Source organism: Phytohabitans aurantiacus (assembly GCF_027923225.1).
GTDB lineage: Bacteria > Actinomycetota > Actinomycetes > Mycobacteriales > Micromonosporaceae > Phytohabitans > Phytohabitans aurantiacus.
Genome location: NZ_BSDI01000029.1, coordinates 51,540 through 71,363 on the forward strand (window position 1 = coordinate 51,540; position 19,824 = coordinate 71,363).

The 19,824-nt window shown below is 64.6% G+C and carries 13 protein-coding genes; 6 read left to right on the forward strand and 7 right to left on the reverse strand.

Features of this window, described 5'->3' with window-relative positions:
* Positions 1–146: 146 nt before the first annotated feature.
* The gene (locus tag QMG73_RS26000) at positions 147–1,145 is read left to right on the forward strand and encodes an integrase core domain-containing protein (RefSeq protein WP_281899903.1); all 999 of its coding nucleotides are present in this window, start codon (positions 147–149) and stop codon (positions 1,143–1,145) included.
* On the opposite strand, the gene QMG73_RS26005 is transcribed toward QMG73_RS26000, so the two are convergent.
* From QMG73_RS26005 to QMG73_RS26020, 4 genes are all read right to left on the reverse strand, one after another.
* Positions 1,112–2,419: an IS701 family transposase gene (locus QMG73_RS26005; protein WP_281899904.1), complete on the reverse strand. Its 1,308-nt coding sequence runs from the start codon at positions 2,417–2,419 to the stop codon at positions 1,112–1,114. The two genes, QMG73_RS26000 and QMG73_RS26005, sit on opposite strands and share 34 nt — an antisense overlap.
* A gap of 958 nt (positions 2,420–3,377) precedes the next feature.
* Entirely contained in the window at positions 3,378–4,574 is a 1,197-nt protein-coding gene (locus QMG73_RS26010) for a hypothetical protein (RefSeq protein ID WP_281899905.1), read from the reverse strand.
* Positions 4,575–5,860: 1,286 nt separating this feature from the next.
* Entirely contained in the window at positions 5,861–6,889 is a 1,029-nt protein-coding gene (locus tag QMG73_RS26015; protein WP_281899907.1) for a hypothetical protein, read from the reverse strand.
* Positions 6,886–7,350 (reverse strand): hypothetical protein, encoded by a 465-nt coding sequence (locus QMG73_RS26020; protein ID WP_281899909.1) that lies wholly within the window; start codon positions 7,348–7,350, stop codon positions 6,886–6,888. The genes QMG73_RS26015 and QMG73_RS26020 overlap by 4 nt, the downstream gene beginning before the upstream one ends.
* A 94-nt stretch (positions 7,351–7,444) precedes the next feature.
* On the opposite strand from QMG73_RS26020, the gene QMG73_RS26025 reads away from it, so the two are divergent.
* Positions 7,445–8,137: a hypothetical protein gene (locus tag QMG73_RS26025; protein WP_281899911.1), complete on the forward strand. Its 693-nt coding sequence runs from the start codon at positions 7,445–7,447 to the stop codon at positions 8,135–8,137.
* A 173-nt stretch (positions 8,138–8,310) separates the two neighbouring features.
* The gene (locus tag QMG73_RS26030; protein ID WP_281899913.1) at positions 8,311–11,481 is read left to right on the forward strand and encodes an NACHT domain-containing protein; all 3,171 of its coding nucleotides are present in this window, start codon (positions 8,311–8,313) and stop codon (positions 11,479–11,481) included.
* Here QMG73_RS26030 and QMG73_RS26035 read toward each other — a convergent pair.
* Positions 11,392–11,829: a recombinase family protein gene (locus tag QMG73_RS26035; protein ID WP_281900089.1), complete on the reverse strand. Its 438-nt coding sequence runs from the start codon at positions 11,827–11,829 to the stop codon at positions 11,392–11,394. The two genes, QMG73_RS26030 and QMG73_RS26035, sit on opposite strands and share 90 nt — an antisense overlap.
* A gap of 128 nt (positions 11,830–11,957) precedes the next feature.
* Complete coding sequence (locus QMG73_RS26040) at positions 11,958–12,374, reverse strand: hypothetical protein (protein WP_281899914.1); 417 nt, start codon at positions 12,372–12,374, stop codon at positions 11,958–11,960.
* A 90-nt stretch (positions 12,375–12,464) separates the two neighbouring features.
* Between QMG73_RS26040 and QMG73_RS26045 the strand changes: the two genes are divergently transcribed.
* The gene (locus QMG73_RS26045; protein WP_281899915.1) at positions 12,465–12,839 is read left to right on the forward strand and encodes a hypothetical protein; all 375 of its coding nucleotides are present in this window, start codon (positions 12,465–12,467) and stop codon (positions 12,837–12,839) included.
* Positions 12,840–13,229: 390 nt separating this feature from the next.
* Positions 13,230–13,913: a cell division ATP-binding protein FtsE gene (locus QMG73_RS26050; protein WP_281899917.1), complete on the forward strand. Its 684-nt coding sequence runs from the start codon at positions 13,230–13,232 to the stop codon at positions 13,911–13,913.
* A gap of 3 nt (positions 13,914–13,916) precedes the next feature.
* On the opposite strand, the gene QMG73_RS26055 is transcribed toward QMG73_RS26050, so the two are convergent.
* Positions 13,917–18,728, reverse strand: a complete 4,812-nt coding sequence (locus QMG73_RS26055; RefSeq protein ID WP_281899918.1) for a caspase family protein — start codon at positions 18,726–18,728, stop codon at positions 13,917–13,919.
* A gap of 145 nt (positions 18,729–18,873) precedes the next feature.
* Between QMG73_RS26055 and QMG73_RS26060 the strand changes: the two genes are divergently transcribed.
* Positions 18,874–19,737, forward strand: a complete 864-nt coding sequence (locus tag QMG73_RS26060; RefSeq protein WP_281899920.1) for a hypothetical protein — start codon at positions 18,874–18,876, stop codon at positions 19,735–19,737.
* Positions 19,738–19,824: the final 87 nt, after the last annotated feature.

Below are 19,824 nucleotides of genomic sequence, written 5' to 3' on the forward strand. Positions count from 1 at the left end.
TGCTGGCCTGGGCAGACGCAGTCGGGCAGGCTCGGTGGTGGTGGTTCAAACGGTCGCGTTGATGATCGTTCGCCGGGTTCTGGGGGTACTCGGGTGCGGTCCGTCACCGGACGCGGATGCGGATGCGGATGCGGTGGAGAATCGCGGTGCTTCGCCACCAGTTGGCGGTGCTGCGTCGTCAGGTGCCGCGTCCGAGGTATACACCGGCGGATCGGATGGTGTTGGCCGCGCTGGCGAAGCTGTTGTCCCGTGAGCGATGGGTGGTCTTCCTGGTCACGTCCGCAACGCTGCTGCGCTGGCATCGGGAGTTGATCGCGCGGCGGTGGGCCTACCCATGGACGGGGCGCGGCGGGCGCGGTCTGGATGAGGGGATCGTGGCGCTTGTGGTCCGGCTGGCGAGGGAGAATCGTCGCTGGGGGTATCTGCGGATCGTGGGGGAGTGCCGCAACCTGGGCGTGCGTGTCTCGGCGACCTCGGTGCGCCGGATCCTGCGCCGCGATGGCCTTGGACCGGCCCCGCGCAGGGGCGGGCCAGCCTGGGCTCAGTTCCTGCGCACCCAGGCCAGCGGGCTGCTGCCGACGGACTTCTTCACGGTGGAGACCGTCGGGCTGACGCGGTTGTATGTGCTGTTCGTGGTCGAGGTGCAGCGGCGGGCGGTGTTCCTGGTGGGGATCACCGCGTATCCGACCGGGGCGTGGGTGGCGCAGCAGGCCCGGAACCTGGTGATGGACCTGGAGGTACGGGGGCACCGCTTCCGGTACCTGATTCGGGACCGGGACGCGAGGTTCACCGCCATGTTTGATGCGGTGTTCGGCGCGGCGGGTATTGAGGTGGTGAAGATTCCGCCGCGGGCGCCCCGGGCCAATGCCTACGCGGAGCGCTGGGTGCGGACGGTCCGGACTGAGTGTCTAGATTGGACGCTGGTCTGGAATCAACGCCGGTTGCGTCGGGTGCTGACGGAGTATCTGCGGCACTACAACATGGTGTGGCCACACCGTAGCCTGGATCTGCGGCCGCTGCGGTTGGCTCCTCGGCTGACTTTGGTCGAGCCGAGCGGCCGCGAGTCGCCGGTGCAACGAGTTGATGTTCTCGGCGGCCTAATACTCCAACGTCACTTGGGTAGTGGGGCTGATCTTCGGGCGTAGTGGGAGCGTCGGGCGCGGGCTTGGCTCTTGCGTCGCCATAGTGACCAGCGCAGGGCGTGGTCGCTGTCGGTGGTGTGTGTGGTGATCAGGATGTTGAGTAGGCGGCGGGTTTCGGCGACGGTCAGGGTGATCAGGTCGGCGTCGGCCGGCTCGGCCTCGACGCTGATGGCGGTCAGGATCGTCAACACGGCGAGGGCGAGCATGGCCAGGGTGATGAAGCGATGCCAGCCGGTCCAGCCGCGCACCTGGTAGTGGTCGAGACCGACCTGGCCTTTGCCGGTCTGGAACAGTTCTTCGATGCTCCAGCGGGTGCCGGCTACCCGGACCAGGGTGTGTAGCGGCACCGGGTGGGGTGACCAGCACAGGTAGAAGGCCAGTTCGCCGGTGGTGCGGTGGCGGCGGATCAGCAGCCAGCGGTGCTCACCAGGGGCGGTGGCGGTGGTGATCCACGCCCACAGGTAGTCGCGGGGTCCTTTCGCGCCGGGGCCGCAGCTGTGTAGCTGCCATTCGCGGTGGGGGATGCGGGCGGCCAGTTCGTCGGCGCGGACCAGGGTGCGGCCGTCGTTGACCGCCACGCGTCGGTCGCAGGCGACGGCGAGTACGTAGCCGATCTGGTTGTTTTCCAGCCAGGCGCGTAGGTCGGGGTCGGCGCCGTAGACCTCGTCGCCGGTGACCCAGCCGGCCGGGGCACCAGCCTGGATGGCGTCGGTGATCATTTGGGTTGCCAGGGCTGGTTTGGTGGCGAATCGGATCTGTTTCGGGATGCCGGCGGTGGTCCGCCGGGTGGGCTGGGCGCACCAGGTGCCTTCTGGTAGGTAGATGCGGCGGTCGATCAGCCCGCGCCCGCGCGGGGAGCAATAGGCTAGGAACACGGCGACCTGGCTGTTTTCGATGCGTCCGGCGGTGCCGGTGTACTGGCGTTGCACCCCGACCGAACCGTTGCCTTTCTTCAGGAAGCCGGTCTCGTCGACGACCAGCACGCCGTCTGAATGGGCTAAATGTTCGACGAGCCACTCGCGTACGTCGTCGCGGACATGGTCGGCCTCCCAGACCGCGGTGCGTAGCAGCCGCTGCATCGGCTGTGGATCGGCCAGCCCAGCCCGCTCAGCTAGGGACCAGCAGGTCTTGCGTTCCAGTGTGGACAGCAGCCCTTCCACGAACGCGGCTGCGGTCTGTCGTGGTTCGGCCCGGCTGAACCGGCTCGCTATCCGGTCTGCCGCAGTGTCCAGCACGGCCCGCCATCGGACGGGGTCTACGCTATGGCCAACGGCCATCGCACGATCTTCGGTTGTCCTCACAAACCATCGATGATCACGCGGTGGCCGTCCTCATACCCACGCCACGCCGCACGCAAAGCCAAGTGACGTTGGAGTACTAATTCATGAATACCGTCGCGCCGCTTGAGTGCTGCGAGTATGGCGGCTGGGCTCGTCCCAGACCTCGTGTCCTTGCCACCGTGACCGGCGCCAGCCAGGCTGACTTCGCCGCAGTAGGTCTACTCGGTGCCCGAGAACCGCGGAACCGCCAAATGGCACCCCACACGCTCGGCCCGCTGAAGGCGAAGGCGGCCGGCGTGGCCGACTGGCATCCCGAGGAGCACTACGTCCGCATGTTCGGCAAGGGTGAGCTGGAGGCGAATGTCGGCGGGCTGCTTAGCGCGAAGCTCAACATCAGCGCCGACCTCCGGATACCCATCGGCGACAAGGTGACGCTCAACAAGCAGAGCCTCACTGAGCTGCTGTTCCAGTCGCAGACCATGACCGGCTCCGCCGACATCTCCGCCTCGGCGAGCGTGCTCGGCCTTCGACTGGTCTCCCTGACCGGTACGGCGAAGGTCGAGCCGGAGACCGTGGCCCGGGACCTTGGCCCCGACGAGCGGGGAAACCTGCGGCTCGCGCTCGAACCGCAGCGACGGCTGACGGCGTCCGGCGAGTTCAGCGCGCCGCTGATGCTGGGCGGGAAGTGGAGCCTGACCGCCACCGACAACGAGAGCCCGAGTTCGGCCACACCACCGGCGACGAGATCCGCGCCAACTGAGCCGGGGTGGCGGCGCCGGCGCTGTCAACCCGGTGACAGGTCATATGCGGCAGCGGTCGGCTGCACCAGCCCGCTACTCAATCCACAACGCAGTCGATTCGATCAGGTAGCCGGACAAGGAGACACTGTGACGGGGCCGTCCAGCACACCATGCGGACCGGATGCTGACAGCCGCAGAGTCTTCCCGATTTTCCGCTACTCATCGTCCTTCGGGCCGGCAGTACCGGGAGCCTCATGTTCGGTCTTCTCGATGGTCTTCCGGATCTCCTTGTTCTGGATGTTCTTGACGTACGCCTGGTATTTTGCCAGCTCCTCCTCCTTCTTCTCAGCGCCCGTCGCCTTACCGGCTGCATCGAGGGCCTCGGCCGCCTTGTGCCGGTACTGCATGTCGTTGTAGAGCGCCAAGCTTTCGGTTACGACATCGAGGGTCTTGGAAATCAGTTCGTCCGGTTGGATGAAGCGCTCGAGCAGTTCCGCTGATGCCGCCTGTGCCGACCATCCCTTGAGTTCGGTATGCTCCGTCCCGTCCAAACTGATGACAATGTACGGCAGTGGACCGTCATACGCTTCGCCGCTCTCCACATCCCGTAGAACGAAGTCTGCACCGAGCTTGTAGCGTTCAGAAAAGGGCGATTCGTCAGCGTGCGGATACAGGACGAGTGCCCCCGGCTGTGCGAGCTTCACGCCCGGTCGCTGGAAGTTCAGCTCGACGTCTTCGGCGAAGAACATTTGGGGCCGAGCGAGCAATTGCGCTGCCTTCATCGCAATTGGGATCACGGCTCCCGCGGCGACAAGGTACGGCGCTGCTGGAGCAAACACGGGTAGCGCGCCCGCGGTCGATAATGCCTTAGCGAAACTCTCACCCAGCGTCGAGTTCAAGTCTCGGTCGGAGCTGAGTTCGACACTGAAAAGAATGCTCATAGTATCGACAGCCGGCGAGTAATAGACAAGCTGGGACCCCTGGTCGCTCGCTCTCGCCTTGATAAATGAGCGGCGTTCTGTGCGGGGCTCCAACAGGTGTACTGAACGTGGCGCGGAATCGAAGACGTGGAAGGCCTTGTTCGCCGACGTGACTAGGACGTCGCCGACATTGAATCCGGGCACCCACTTCAATGCATCTGGGTAGTCCCCAACGTAGATCGCTTCGATCACGATTGTCAAAGGCTTGCCGAAGCCAATCCCCTCGTACGGATTGGTTGGGGAGTGCACCACTCGCGCCTGCAGGAATTCGGCCGGGCCGAGGTTCAGATTGTCGCCGACTGGCAGGGAGAAGGTTTCGTCGACCTCTTCCCTGGTCACGAAGTCGATGACTTCGCCCTCCGACTCTTCCGCGATCTCGTCGAGCTTGTCCAGACTGACTAGGGTCTCGCCCAACGCTGCTGCAACCGGCATTCTTGCCTCCTTCTCTCGTCGCTCCTGAGACAACGGTGGCAGATTGGATATGCCGGCCGGTCCTCGCCTGCACGTACCTGGTGTTCCTGGTCCTGAGCTACCGGCTCACTGAAATCAGGTCGATGACTAGAGGTCCGGACTGTTGCTGCTTGGAGCGATCCGTCGCTCCGTCACGTTTATGACCGACGGCTGATGACTGACTATAGTGTCCCGCTCTGAGCCCGCGTCGCGTTCACGTGAAATCCGGCGAGTCCGCTGGTTGAGGTATCTGCGGACGTGGCTGGTGCGGCGCGGTCGATATGCCATCGCCCAAGTGCCCGACCGCCCAGGGGCTGGGGCATCCGGCTGGAGACCAGCGTTGGTTCCGCAACCCGGTGCGACGTGGGCTTAGGGGTCGGGACCCTGATCACCGGCATGGATGCGGTGCTGCTCAAGGGACAAGAGCGGAGAATGTCGGCGGTCGCCGCAGTGCCACAAGGCGGTGCACACCTGAGATCATTGCGCCGCCGCGCCCCGTGTTCGGACATCGGGTCGTCGCCTCAGAGTATGTCCCGGGTGCTGAAGGTGGGACCCGCTCTGAGCGGAACCCGACGACGGTGGCAGCCTTTTGATCGACGTACGTCCGAATCAAACCAACCCAAACCCTGGCACCAAGTCGCCAACAGCGACTACCTTGAATGTCCTAGCGAGAAACCGCTCGGAAGGGGGTTCACCGTGGCCTGGGAAGCTCGGGAGGTGAGAGCCTGGGGGTGGTGCTCGAAATGGCGCATCCCGTACCCCTGCCGAAAGATCGTCACCAAGTACTGTTGTACCGGAATGCATAAGTGGAGAGTGTGGGGTGCGTTCGCTAGGGAAAACTACTTCTGTTGCGACGGCAAAGAGTCGCACTGGTGGGACTCCAGCTTTTACATCGGTGTCCCGACGTGGCATCTGGTCCAAAACGTACAGGTGTGCCGCGGTTCGGTCCCGTCGGAGAGCGAGGGCTGCCCCAACATCATTGGCGACTTCCCGGAGGGCTTAGACCGTGTCCGGGAGGGCTGACACTGTGACGACCTCGGCCTCACCGCCGTGGACACGTAGTCGGATTCGAAGAACCGGCGTACGTCGGTGATGGCCTTCAACACGTCGCCGTACTCGCCTTGCGGAAATCGTGCGGCGTCGCCCTCGGCCCGGTCGGCGATGTTCTCAATCGGCCTCCGCCGGGAGCCGTACGAGGGTGCGAGGGCCCGAGAAGGGCTGACATCGACCGGGAGGCCACTCGTGTCACCTCGGCCGGACTACTGTGGTCACGCATCCGCCTCGACCGACGCGGCCTCCTCGTCAAGGCGGTACAGCAGGCTGCAGGCGAGCATGAGGCCCTGGACCGCGTTGCGTCGGTTGAACTGGCGCGGGCTCACCGTGTGCGCGGTCGCGTTGCGGCTAAACGTCGTAGGTACCTTGTCGCCGTCCGTGACGAAGAACTGCTGGTATGCCTGCCACATGGGAGCGAACGCCGTGAACTGCCGGATGCTGAACTCGTCGTAGGCGTCCTTCGTCCGCTTGCCGTTCCGGTCGGGCGTGTACTTGTAGCGGTCCTTCCCGAAGTACGCGTTCAGGATGGCGTCGACGAGGGAGCCGGCAAGCGCCTGCGCCGCCGCAGTGTGGCCCTCGTCCAGTGCTTCCAGAGCGGCCACCGCGAAGGGAACGTACGGGGCGACGGCTTGCGACTCGCAGCCCATGACGACCGTGCGGCAGTCGGCCGAGATGGTCCTCCACCGACGGCCGAGGATCCGCCGGCGCTCGCTCGCCCCGTCGGCCCGAATCAGCGCGTCAGCCGTGGCCGTGCGCGGCAGGCCGTACAGTGGGATGCCGTCCACCATGACGACCGTGTTCACCTCCGCGAACTTCAGACCCTGGATGGCCCGGAGGTTCGGCGGGTAGAAGGCTGCGCGCATCGCGGCGATCGTTGGCCCGAGGCTCCTGAGCCAGGCGGACTGCTGCTCGGCCAACATCGAGGTGATCTTGGACGCGGACGCCAGCGACTCTGCGATGCCGCCTGAGATCTGATTCCGCCAAGCCGCCTGCGCGTCCAGGATCGGCCTGATCGCGTCGGCCATCAGGGCCTGCTGGGCTTCGACGATCCCGGAGATCGCGATGACGTTCTTGAACGCGGATTCGGGGAGAGTGAAGGTCGGCAGTTTGATCTGGGGTGCCAGCGACCGCTGGATGCTCGCGATGGAACTGCGGAGGGTTTCCGTCTGCTCTGGAGTGAGCTCGATGCCCTTCTCACCCTCGTCACGATCGTCGCCAGACTCCGCCACGGTCTCGTCGGTCACCGCATCTCCTTCGGTGTGACGATCACCGTCTCCGGATCGAACGTCTGGTCGAACACCTGGACGGGGTCTGCGGCACCGAGCATCGGGCCGAGGTCGAAGCAGGCAGTGAGCTTCAGCTTCTCGGCCTCGATGCCGGCGATGAAGACGTTCTCGCGAATCGCGACGGGAACATCTTCTACCAGGCCGGCCTGTTCCCGAGCGAAGCCGAGACCCAGAAGGTCCTCGAAATCTGGCAGGCCGAGGGACGGACCGAGGAGATGGCCATCAATCTCGTCGCCGCCTGCGAGACGGCCGAGGAGTGGAAGGCCGACCGGTAGTGAGGATTTCGCCGGCGCGCCAAGCCGAGTGGACATCCGGATATAGCTGCCGGGCTTAGGCGTACTGATTGGTCGATGACAGCGCACTAAATCATGCCGGACAAGTGAGGCGAAGCCGCAACTGCCGCGCATCGGATCGCCCATCCGGGCGGGGTGGCCGGTTGCCCCTCGGATCGTAGATATTAGTCGCTCTGACGAGTGCACACCGACGCGCACCGCTACGGTACGGTTGCTCGTCATGGAACCTAAGCCGCCCAACGATAGCGACCGCAGCCACGCGATAAAGCGCATTGTCGAGATGGGCATCGCCGCGATCCCCGTGGTCGGCGGACCACTACAGATCTCATTCCAGGAGGCGGCGGGGCGAAAGCTGGCCGAGCGACGTGAGAAATGGTTCGCGGGCTTGGTCCCCAGGCTAGCCGAATTAGAAGAGCGGTTTGGTGACTTCGCCCATCTCGCGGATGAGGACGCGTTCTTCGATGCCGTCATGCGAGCGACGCGGATCGCCGACCAGACGTCACGCCAGGAAAAGCTCGAGGCACTCCGGAACGCGGTCATCAACTCCGTCGCACCAGGCGCACCGGACGCCGACCGGCAGCAGCTGCACTTCGACCTAATCGACCAGCTGACGCCAACCCACTTTCGGATGCTGCACCTCCTGAACGACCCATCCGGCTGGTTCGACGACCGGCCGGAGCTGACCCGTCCGCAGTTTGGGATGTCGTCGAGTCGGCCGACTCTGATCGAGCATGCCATGCCTGACCTCGCCGTGCAGGGCCGCGAGGTGATGGAGAGATATTACGGCCTGCTTGGCTCTGGAGGACTTGTCAACGCATCCCTCGGAGGGATGATGACCGCACAGGGAGCCTGGCAAGCGATCACGACCAACTTCGGCCGGGAGTTCCTCGCCTTCATTCAGAACCCTGGCTAGCGCCGGTCGAGATCGGGCGGCTCAACGTTCTCTCGTAGCCGAAGTAAGTGCCCGCGATCATGGTTACAGACCTGTGGATCAGCGCGACGGCAACGCCGTCACGCGATCACAAGCTAGTATCGTCGCCGCCCAATCGAGGGCCGACTAGGCAATGGTGAGGGAGTATCCCGGCGGTGGCCGAGCAGCGCGGTGGTGTCAACAACGAGATCGGCAGCGTTCACCGGCGCGGTATTGCGGTGTTCTTGGCCGCGTACGGCCTCGCGGGGGAAGGTCTGCTTGGCGGCAACTTCGTGCCGGTGCATCTGGCCTTCGAGACCAAACAGGCCACCGACGATCTGTGTTGTGTGTCCGAGGCCGGGGCCCGGATGTTTATCTCCGCTAAGCACACCTGCGGCAACGACGAGCAGAATTTCGGCGCCACAGTCAAACAATGGGTGAAGCAAGCGGCCGCGCTCGCGCCTGATGACCTGCTTGTACTGGCCACTGCCGAACTGCGCGGCGACCTCAAGAAGCTGCCCACCGCGTTGGATCGGCGCCGCCAGGCCCCGGGCACACCTGCGCTCAGGTCTGAGCAGAAGGCTCTGGCCGCGCTCGAGAGGAAGATCGACGCGTGCACCGACGACCCGGTGGTGCGCGAGCGGATTATCGAGGCCGCGCACGTGCTCGTGGTCAATGTCGTCAAAGCCGGTGACATCGACTTCGATCTCGGCGTCGCGCTCTTACAGGGTTCGGTGGTCGCAAAAGGTCATGGCCGTGCTGCCGTCAAGGCATTGGCAGAGTACTTCCACACTCAGGCCAGCACTGCGTTCGCCAGCAACCTGGATGACTGGGTGAAGGTTCTACGGGAGACTCCCATCGAGGTCTTCGCCGACGGTGAAGGCGCGGCCGGTGCCGCGGCGAACGCCCGCCACCTGGCGCTGTGCGCCTACCGGGACTGGCTAGGCGCCGAGGAGGGCCGCGTCAGCATGTCGTTGCTGTCCGAGGAGCTGCCCGAGCTGATCGTTGCCGACCTTGCCGACGGATTACGGGTCGCCGTCGAGGGCGGTGGACGGCGCCGTGAGCGAGTGTCATTGCTGGCGATGACGCGGCGCTGGCCGAGGCTGTTGCTCGCGGGCCTGCCCGGCATGGGTAAGAGTACTGCCCTAAGTCAGCTGGCCGCCCGGTGGGCAAAGACGCCCACCGCGGCCCTGCCCGTACAGGTGTCCCTGCCCGTCGTTGCAGGCCGTTGTGGGCGGGCCAGCGACGTGACGCTGGGCCTGCTGTGCGAGGTCGCGGCTCAATACGCGCCGGTGGAACATCGCAAGGTCTTAATGGCGTCGTTGGAACGTGCATGCCATACCGGTCACGCGGTGCTGCTGCTCGACGGGTTCGACGAGTGCGGACCGCGGCGGACCTGGATAGCCGACGGGCTACAGCGGATGCTGGTCGAACTACCGGCCGGACTCGGTATCGTGCTCAGCACCCGTGACAGCGGCCTTGCGGCTGCCCGAAAGTTGGGACTGGCCCAAGTGGCGTTGGTGACGCCCGACAAGCTCGGCACGGTGATGCACCGACTGCTGCAGCACGTCGCCGACACCCACCCGCTCGATGAGACGAACCGTGAGCGGTGGGTCGAGCTACGCCGGTCGTGGCTCGACGCTGCCCGGCAGGCCCACCCCGACATCGCCGACGTGCCACTGTTGGCCACCATGATGACCTTGGTCGTGGCGAAGTCAGCAACCATACCGGTCACGCACGGCCAGGCCCAGCTGCTGAAAACGGCAGTGCAAGAAAGTGTGCGGGACTGGGAGCATCACCGTGGCGGAAGTATCGCTACCCGGCCCGGCCTGCCCACCGCGCAGCAACTTATCGACGGATTCACCGCCATCGGTTCCCGGCTAATGGACTCAGGAGCCGCTAGCCGGGTCCAGGTGCGACAGGCTATTGCCGCCATGCTCGCCAACCAGTGGGATATCCGCGCCGTGGGACCCGCGGGCGAACTCACCACGCACATCCTGCAGTTCTGGGACCAGCACTTGGGCGTGTTCGTCGATGCGGGCGACGGCACCGTGCGGCCGCGCAGCCGAGTATTCGCCGAACTTGCCGCCGCGATGGCCGTGCAATGGCTCGCCGACACGCCGCTACAGGAGTGGGTGAACACGGCGGTCGGGGACCTCGACCGCGGCGTCACCTTGGCGCTTGCGGCAGAGCTACATCCGAAGGTGCTGAACATACTGCTGCGCGACGAGCGCGAGCCTGGCTTCGCGACGCGAGCTCTACTGGCGGCAAACGTGCTGCGCCGTGCCGTCGACACCAGCAACGACCAGCTGCATGTCCTGGTGACCCTGCTAGCCGATGCCGCGGCGCAGCACCGTCACCTCGATCCGGACGCCGCGGCATCCGGCTGGCGTTGCACGGTGGCCTTGGCCGAGCTATCGCTGCCTACGGCACTGCGCACAACACGCGAGCAGGCGCTTGAAAGGCTATGCACGGATGACCAGCAACGGGTGATCGTCACGGCGCTGGTGGCTCTGTCGGACGCCGCCGTCGACGGAACCGCCCTGTGCCCGCCGCAGGTGGCGAACGTCCGTGCGGCGTTGCAACGCCCTCTACCAACCCGCCGCATCTCGGACGTGGCTACGGACGTGCACCTGGATCTGGATGCATTCGAGCGCTCGCTACCAGGACATCTCCAGGTCGCGGCAGCGTCGATCCCCCATCTAAAGGCTCTGGGCAGTGACATGGTGAACCGCGTTCACGAGCTCGCCGAGCTGGCCACCTTCGAAACCTATTCCGATCTCGTACAAGCCTTGGAGGACGCCGGCTACGACGTGCCGACGCCATCGTGGCGGAAGACGATCAATGCCATGGTCGCAGACGCGTTACCCGGACTTGCCTGGGACGAACGGCAGATGCCGCTGCTGGAATCTGCGGCACAGTTTGCGGAACCCGGCGTCGAGCTCTCGGCACAACAGCGGTGGCGGCTGCCTGAACTTGCCTGCCTGTTTAGCCTTGTATATTTGCCAAAGGTCACGATTGGCGGAATCCGCGCGGCCTTTGCCCCCGGCCAGGCGCCGACACGCACCGAATGGCTCAGGGCTCTCGCCGTCGCGGCCGGCCTAGACCTGGCACTGTTGGCCGCACAAGCCCAAGCCGCGATCGCCGAGCTCAACGACCCGGCTGCGACCCGAGTCATCGATTTTCTCGAAATGCCGGCCGCCGGACGCATGCCGGCGTGGGATGCGAGCCGTCTCGGCGAACGGGAACGTAGCGCCCTACTCGCGGCGATGACCTCTGACTCCGAATGGATGGCACAGTCGGCGAACCAGGTCCTTCAAAATGGCACCGCCAACGCGGTCGTCTGAGACCGATGCACCTGTGTACCGGGGGTTGCCGAGGATCTCCGCTACCGTCCGCAACGTCCACTGCGTACCGGCCCGGTGGCGGTTGCGGTCGGGATCGTGAGCCGACGGCGACGGCACCTTCCGTCCGTTGAGCGCCCGGGCGATCCCCGCGACACCGTCGCCGGACAGCCGGCGGGCGAAGATCCACCGCACGTACGGCGCAGTGACCGGATCGGCATCCAACCGGTGCAGACGGCGTCCCCATCGAGCGTGGACCCGGTTCGGATGCGGACCCGCATCCACCAGCCGATAACCGTACGGCGGCCGGCCACCGAGATGCCGGCCCTGCTCGCGGACCTGAGTGCGCATCGCCCGGATGGTTCGCCGCCGGGCTCGCAACACCTCACGCTCGGACTGATGCCCCAACAGCAGGAACAACGGCCGATGCGTCGGATCGTCCAGATCCACCGGGCCACCGAACTCCGGCAACCACACCGTCACCCCTGCGCCTGCAGGTAAGGCAGGACCTGCAACGCTTGCCGACCGGCGAACGCCCGCTCGTACTCCCCGATCACCACCGCGTCGAAGCGGCGATCCGGCCGCAGCGCCTCGGCCAGCAACTGCGCGGCCGCAGGCCGGTCATGCCAGGACAGGCTGCGCGAGTACCCGACGTCGAAGAACTCGACACCGATCCGACCATGACCATGGATCAGGAACTCCGCGATCTCGAACTGCCACCGCCGCGACGACACCGGATCCTGATAGCCCTCCGTCGAAATCCGCCCGTAGAACGCGAACCTCACCTCACCCACCGCCCCGCTGGACGGCCTGCCACGCACCCGCGACCGGCCAGCCGCCGACCCGTCCACCCAGACCGTGAACAGATCATCAGGAGCCGTAGCAGCGGCAGTCATCAACGACGGGAGCATCAGAACCACCAAGGGACGCGAAATGATCGGTGCCGTTACTCCGATGCCCCGTGCTCCACGCCAACCTGCGGCGGGGTGACCTTGCTGCGCCGCGGTGAAGAGCTGGCCGGCGAATCGCTCATCGGCCTCGGGATCGCGCTCATCAGGGTCGGGGTGCTTTGGCTGCGCGCGCTCGGCGTATTCGGGCGGGTGTGGTCCGGAGTGGCCGGGATGCCCCGGGATCCCGCAGCAGCACCCGAGCCGATCGATGGCGCCGGCGGCGGCACGCTCGACCCAGCCGGGTGCTGTCAGCGCGGTTATGCGGTCCGGTCTCGCAACGACCGCACGGCACGCCGCGATACGGCCGAGCAAGCGGGCGCCACCCAGACCGACAGCGACACCCGCCGGTTGCCAGATCGTCCGGTAGCGGGAAGTGGGACGCTGCAGCCGATTCGTTGCTCGGCCGGCTGATCTTGGGGCCAGTTCAGCAACGGCGAGTGTTGCCGAACCGTAGAGCTCATGGCGGCGTTGCTGATGTTGAGTCGGGACTTGTGAAAGATATGATCTTGTTCGCGGCGTGGTCGGCATCCGCAAACACGGCCACGCCGCTCTAACATGCCGAGAACAGTGTGTCCGACCGGCCTACGCGTCGCGGTTCATCCCACCGGCCCTGATCCCAATCGCGTTCATCTCGAGCTTCGTCTTCCGCCCGTCCAACCTGGCAGTCCGGCTTCTGGCGCATGAGCGGCGACGCTCTCCCGGCGGAGCTGGGCGTAGCCGACCCCATCAGCTGGGCGCCCTTTGGTAGCTCCCGGCGTTCGTTCCATGGCAACAGACCTGGACGACGGGTAGATTGACCTCGTGATTACCCTGACGCAGGTCACGAAGGTTTATCAGGGAGCACGCCGTCCTGCGCTTCATCAGGTCACCGCGACAATCGAGAAGGGCGAGTTTGTCTTCGTCGTAGGTGAAGCCGGTTCGGGGAAGTCGACATTGTTAAAGCTAGTTCTGAAAGAAGTCCGTCCAACGTTGGGCACAGTAACGGTGAACGGCCGGAACCTTGAAAGTCTTCCTAGGTGGAAGGAGCCCCATTTCCGTCGCTCGATTGGCTACGTTCCACAAAGGCCGCTGCTTATTGCGCGTCATACCGTGTATGAGAATGTCGCCCACGCGCTTCGAGTCATCGGCAAGACGGAGGCCGTCTGTCGTCGAGTTGTCCCAGAAATCCTAGAGCTAGTGGGATTGGGCATGAAAGAAAACCGCTACCCACACGAACTGTCTGCTGGCGAGCAGCAGCGGGTCGCCGTCGCGCGTTCCTTTGCGAACCGCCCACTCGTCATCTTGGCTGACGAGCCCAGCTCCGCCGTAGACCCAGACACCACCATCGAATTGATGCGTCTAATGGACAGAATCAATCGGACCGGCACTACCCTAATGGTGGCATCTACGGACGCAAAGTTGGTTAGCGCCATGCGGCGCCGAGTGCTTGAGTTCGAAGAAGGTTCGCTAATCCGCGATCAGGTGCGAGGGGTTTGGCGTCCATAGCACTTAGTCGTTCCGCGTCCAATATGGGCCGCACACTGGCAGGCGAGGCACGAACAGCGGAGAGGTCGGTTCGCAGATCAGCCGCAGGTTGAAGACGAGATCGACGACCGGATATTCCGGCCGCGCTCTGGAGTTGCTTCGACTATCTAAGACTGGCACGAAAACCAAGAGCCAAGCCAAGGCGAGAAACAACGTTCCCGCGATTATTCGAGTCGCTACAGAATAGGGCCCCACCGCGTTGAATGGCAAGTCCGCCCACGAGTCGTCGGTCGCTTCAAGATCTGTAACCGGTGGGGCTTCAGAGAACGCTTCTAAACCGGCGGCTGGAAGGTTCCCGCTGTTTTCGCGGGCGTCTGGGCCGGCCAGGTCAGCGAGTGTCCCTCGGGCTCGCAGGATTTGGACGAGCTCACGAGCTGGCGTCCCTGCGCGAGCTTCCCGCCGCCAGTTCGCATCAGCCAGACGGAGGACAACTAGCCCGTCGGCCGCCGCAGCGGCAACTGTCCCGTCGTCGCTAATCGCGACTGACTGGACGGTCGACCAGACATTAATCTGTCTCATCTCGCCGGTTTCGCCATCGCCGAGGATGATTCGGTCACCGGAGGCGATGGCGAATAGCCCGCGTGGAGAGACCGCCACAGCCGCCACTGGAAGATCGGCGGCGGCCGGGGCTGTAAGTATGACCGGGCTGCCCGGGAGCCATCGGCGAAGGCCGCTGCGGTTCGACAGCGTGATGGCAACGCATCCTTCGTGAACCCGCGCAACAGCACGGTTGCTGGACATGTCGATTGCGATTGACTCGATCCGTCGACGGAGTGTGATCGAGGCGCCGAGCGACCGCCCGGTGCTTATATCCACAAGGCCGACGTTGCCCTTTGCGGTGCCGACCAGTAGGGCGCATCTGCTGTGTAAGGGCACCACGGCCACCGCGTTGGGGAAGTCGCGCCGACCTCGCCATACAACTCGACGCAATAGGCCGGTCGCCAGATTCCATGCCTTGACCGTGCCGTCCTCGCTTGCCGTGATCGCGACGACCTCGCCGTCGATCACCGTGGCAGCTAGGGCAGTGATCCGCCGTGTGTGGGCCATCCACTGGTCTAACAGTCCCCTAGTGAGGTCCCAGCTGTAGACCATGCAGTCCTGCGCTGCGGTGGTCAACGCAAACTGCTGATCGTTGTGTTCGACGGTCGAGATCATCGCGACCGGCCCACCCGGGCGCTGGAGCGTTGGTTGGGCCTGGCCTGTCGCGGCGGCGTGGATCCTCAGCAGGTGGCTAGGCAGCCGGGGGCTGAACCGAGCCGACACTTCCTCGGCACCAGTTACAACAAGTTGCCGCTCGTCGGTGCCGCTGAGCGCAACCGACCAGTGCCGCTGAACGTTTGTCTGGAGGTCGTCGGATGGAAGGTGGTGACCGAGGTCCCATAACCTTACGGTCCCGTCCCCACCGCCGCTTACGATGACGGAGGCTGTCGTCGTGTGAAATGTGGCTAGTGAGGTAACCGGCCCCACATGGCCGCGCGGCGACGCGAATTCCAGCCGACCGCTGGCCATGTCACGAACTCGCAATGTGCCGTCCGTGCTGCCGGTGATCACAAAGGAGCGGCCATCAACGCAGGCCGCAGCGACGGCGGAGACCGGCTCTTCGATTTCGTACTCGGCAACTGCCTCTGGTATGGCGTCCAGGATTGGATAAATCGTGACTCGCTGACGGCGTGCGACAGCGCTTTGTAGCCCCTGGGCCTCCTGCTGGGACACCGTTCGGAGAGCTGCGGCGATGTCCGCGCTCTCCTCGATGTCGGCGACGCCATCGCCGATCCGGGAAACCGTGACCACGACGGGGCGACCGTCCAGTTCAGAGCCGAGAACGAAGCTTAGTGGTCCGTCCGCGCCTCTCCACGCGGCCAAGCGCTGCGACGTCGCGACGTTCCATGCCGCTACGCCTCCGCGGCCATCGCCGGTGACAAGCAGGTCCGTCCCTTTGGACCGCAGGACGGCCAGATGGTCGATGGCGGGAGCGGAACCAACCCAGAGTCGCGGGTGGCCGCGGAGATCGAGGTCACCTCGAGTACGGCTGCCGACGGAGTTGAGGACGCGGGCTTGCGTACGGTTCTTACCAATCACGAAGACTGTGTACAGGCCGTCGGCGGCGCATATCGTCGCCGCGCTGGAGGACAGGGGGATGGGCCAGCGAAGCTGACGTATCCACGGCCCGCCGGAATCGAACCCCACACTGTACAGACGCCGGCCCAATTGGTAGCTGAATGGCCCGCCGTCCTGGTCGGTGGCCGTCGGTGGAACGAGCCGGCCGGTACCTGCCCGCGTTTTCGGAAGGGTTGCTTCTCCCAGCGGCAGCTCGGAATCCAGGTCCCAGGCCAGCACGCTGGTGCTCGTGCCGGCTATGACACAAGGCTTACCAGCCATCATAGTGACGCCCACCGTGTCCACCGCCGTGCCTAGTCGGCAAAGCACACGGTGTGGGGGCGAGGGTGCCCACTCGGCGTGGAGGGTGCGCCAGGACGCTTGCAGGCCACTTACTCTTATGTTCCTCGCAAGCTCCGCCGCCTCATACTGGCACGCGGCCTGCTCGAGATATGCCACTCGGGTTTCGAAATCATCAATTGAGGCATGCATCGCCTGCTGGAACGCCAGGGCGGCCCGCCGACCTGGGGCAGTAGCAGCGGTGGCGGCCGCCGCCAACAACCGGGACCGGTCCGCGCACGGCAGATAGTGCGGGTTGAGAAGGTAATCGTCGACCTCGCCGGCCTTTGCCGCGTGGGTCGCCAGATGACGGCGTACGTAGGGGTGCGCGCCGCGCCAGTCTTGGCCGTCCACGGTGGAGCGCAGACCGTGCAGGAACCGCCGGTGGATCTCTTGATGATCCCTCTCTCCCCCGGTGCCCTCAGATCCGCGCAGATATTCGGCAAGCGCCTCGTGATATAGGCGGTAACTTGAGCGATGGTCTTCCTGTGCCTCGATGATGTAGTAGCCCGCGTGCCGGATTAGCCATTCGATGTCGTTGTCGCGGCACAATCGGCCAGAGACCATGGACGACACGCGGGCCCAGACATTCTCCCACGGCAGGCCTGCGCCTTCAGCGTACGCCAATGGCGTCAGCAAGTCGCGTGCTTTCTGAGCAAGGACGCCAAGCCGTTCGTTGATGTCGCGTTCCATGGCGACGGCCGCCTTCTTCGGCAAGTCCGCGCGCCACCTTGGGTCGTAGGGTTCGGCAACAACAGACGACCGCAATGCGAGGCTACGAGAAGTTATCAGCGCAACCAAGAACGATTTGCCAGAAGCAGTTCCGATGGCTTCGGCCACCGCTGACGTAACCGTAGCAGGAGCCTGGCGGTACGGACTGGTCGGAACGATCTCCAGCAGGCAGCGTCGGGCGTACAGCCGTACGCTCGCGGGATCTGCGAACTCTTCACTGTCGATGTCGATCGAAGGGCAGATGAGTTCCGGCAGGAGGTGCGCGCGAGTCCCGACGAGAAGGCGCAGCCCGCATTGAGGGCCATTGCGTGCAATCGGAGCGAGGATCTCGTGCACCAGTGTGGCCGGATCGCTTCCTTCGTCCACCGCGTCTACGATTACCGTAGTAGGCGGACCGCTGCGCCGCTTCATGATGGTAAGAAGCTCGACAATTGAGTTTGCTGTGGCCTGCACCGCCTCGGCCAAACCAGCTAGAACCTCCTCCGCTGTCTTGCTGCGAGCATGGATGAACCGCCGAATGCTGCCATCTGGCGGGATCGCCTGGGCAGACATCTCATCTGACCCGGGGATACGCTTGCGATACACCGGGTCCGATAGCACGAACAGCCGAGCCAGTAGGGAGGATTTGCCTGAGCCGGGACCACCGGTAACAACTAGCGAGCTTCCGTTTCCTTCAACCAGCCACCGGCATATGTACGACATCGCCGCGTCCCGTCCGGTGAACAGCCACCGATCATCCATCGGCATATCAAGGCCTTGCGCGCGCGGCCAGACGTGGCTGTCCAGCTCTGTCTCCCGCAGCTTCTCCTGGAGGGCGTCGCGGGTGCGTAGATCGAGGTCACGACCGTGTGGGCTGAACCGCGGGTTCGGAAGGAGTTCGTCAACCCCGCCCGGCTCGCCCGTGCGAAACACGGTGACGTGCTGCCAGTCGGGCGTAGTCTCGTCGACCTTTCTCATGATCGAGTCGATTGGGAGGAACTGGGGCTCGTGGCCGCCAGCGGACGGGTGCCGTATGGCCTGGAGTAAGCCGTCGGTGAAAGCGCGTGACGTTGCGTACTGGCGGTCGCGGGCTGCCGCAATGACTATCACGCTGGGGCTCTTTCCTGGCCCAGCAAGCCGGGACAGGTGGCGGATCGACTCTCTGGCCAGGTCCGCGCCAGCCGCCCCCGCGTAGCACGTATCCAGAATTACGAGGAACCTGCAGACTTGTGTGCCACGGAAGATCCAACTGGCGAGGGTGGCGCTGGGCAGCCCCGTGCGCCACACGTCCGGCGTGGTTTCGGGAAACGGAAACAGGTACTCGTCGCCATCGACCAACCCGTGCCCTGTGTAGTAGAGAACGACGGTGTCTGCCTCTGTCCGACGTTCGTCGGTCAGGAACTCCCCGAGTAGACGGCGTACGTCGTCGATGTTGAGATCCGGCTCGAAGCCCGGCACCGATTGGTAGCCCAGCTCCGCGGTGAACAGCCGCCGCACATCTCGGACGGCGTCAACCAGTTCGAGTCGATCATCCAACTCGGGATGGTTCGGGTGCTTCGATGTAGCCAGCCCGATGAAGTACCTGCCGCCGACCTCGCTCGTCTGCATCTCGTTGTCGATCTCCAACATAGATGGCCAGGTTGAGGCTAGTCCACGACTGCCACTTCACGACAGCGGTGACGTTGGCGTCACGACCCCTCGCGCCGTAGCAGTCGCAAATCTGACAGCGGCGCCGGTTCCTTGGGTTGACAGTCCATATATATATTGAGTGGTCATGGCTCGGGTTGTCATGGTTCACGGCATCAACAACACTTTCGGCGGTCGGCCGCGAATGGCGCACGAGTGGACGGCGGCATTGCTCGGCGGCGTCGAGCTGGCCGCCGGGCTACCCGGAACGCTATCCAATCGCGACATCGAATGCGTGTTCTACGGCGATCTATTCCGACCGGCTGGCCGGTTCCTTGGCGATGACTTGCCGTTCCTCGCCGCAGAGGATGTAGACGATCCCTTGGAGGTGCAGTTACTGCTGGCATGGTGGGAGGCGGCCGCTCGGTCGGATCCGGGTGTTCCGCCCCCCGACGGCCGCTTGCTGAGCGCCCGCGCCACCGCACGGGCTGCGCTTCTAGCGCTCGCCAACAGCCGATTCTTTGCTCATGTATCTGAACGGATGCTGGTGTGGTGGCTCAAGCAGGTAACCTTATACTTTACTCAGTCCGACGTCCGCGCTGCCATTCAGCGCCGATTCGCCTCTGTGGTAAGATCGGACACCCGGGTGGTGGTGGCCCACTCATTGGGTTCCGTGGTGGCATACGAGGCGCTATGTGCGCACCCAGACTGGGCGGTAACGGATTTCGTGACGTTAGGCTCGCCTCTTGGGGTGCCGCACGTGATTCTGCACCGTCTTACGCCCGCCCCTCAGCGCGACCATGGGCTCAAAGGTTTCTGGCCCGGCTCAGTACGGCGATGGGTCAACGTCACCGACGACGGCGACATCGTCGCCCTCCAACCTCGACTACGAGACGTCTTCGGCGACCGAGTTACCGACGTTGGTATCAACAATGGCATCGCCGCACACGATGTACAGCGATACCTGACGGCGCCTGAAGTTGGCGCGGCAGTGCTGGCCGGGCTGCCCTAATCCCAGAGGAGTTCCCAAAGCCAACTTGGACGGCGATTCAATACAGGCCGTTCACCCGGAAGACCTCCAATTTGGTTGCAGTGCGTA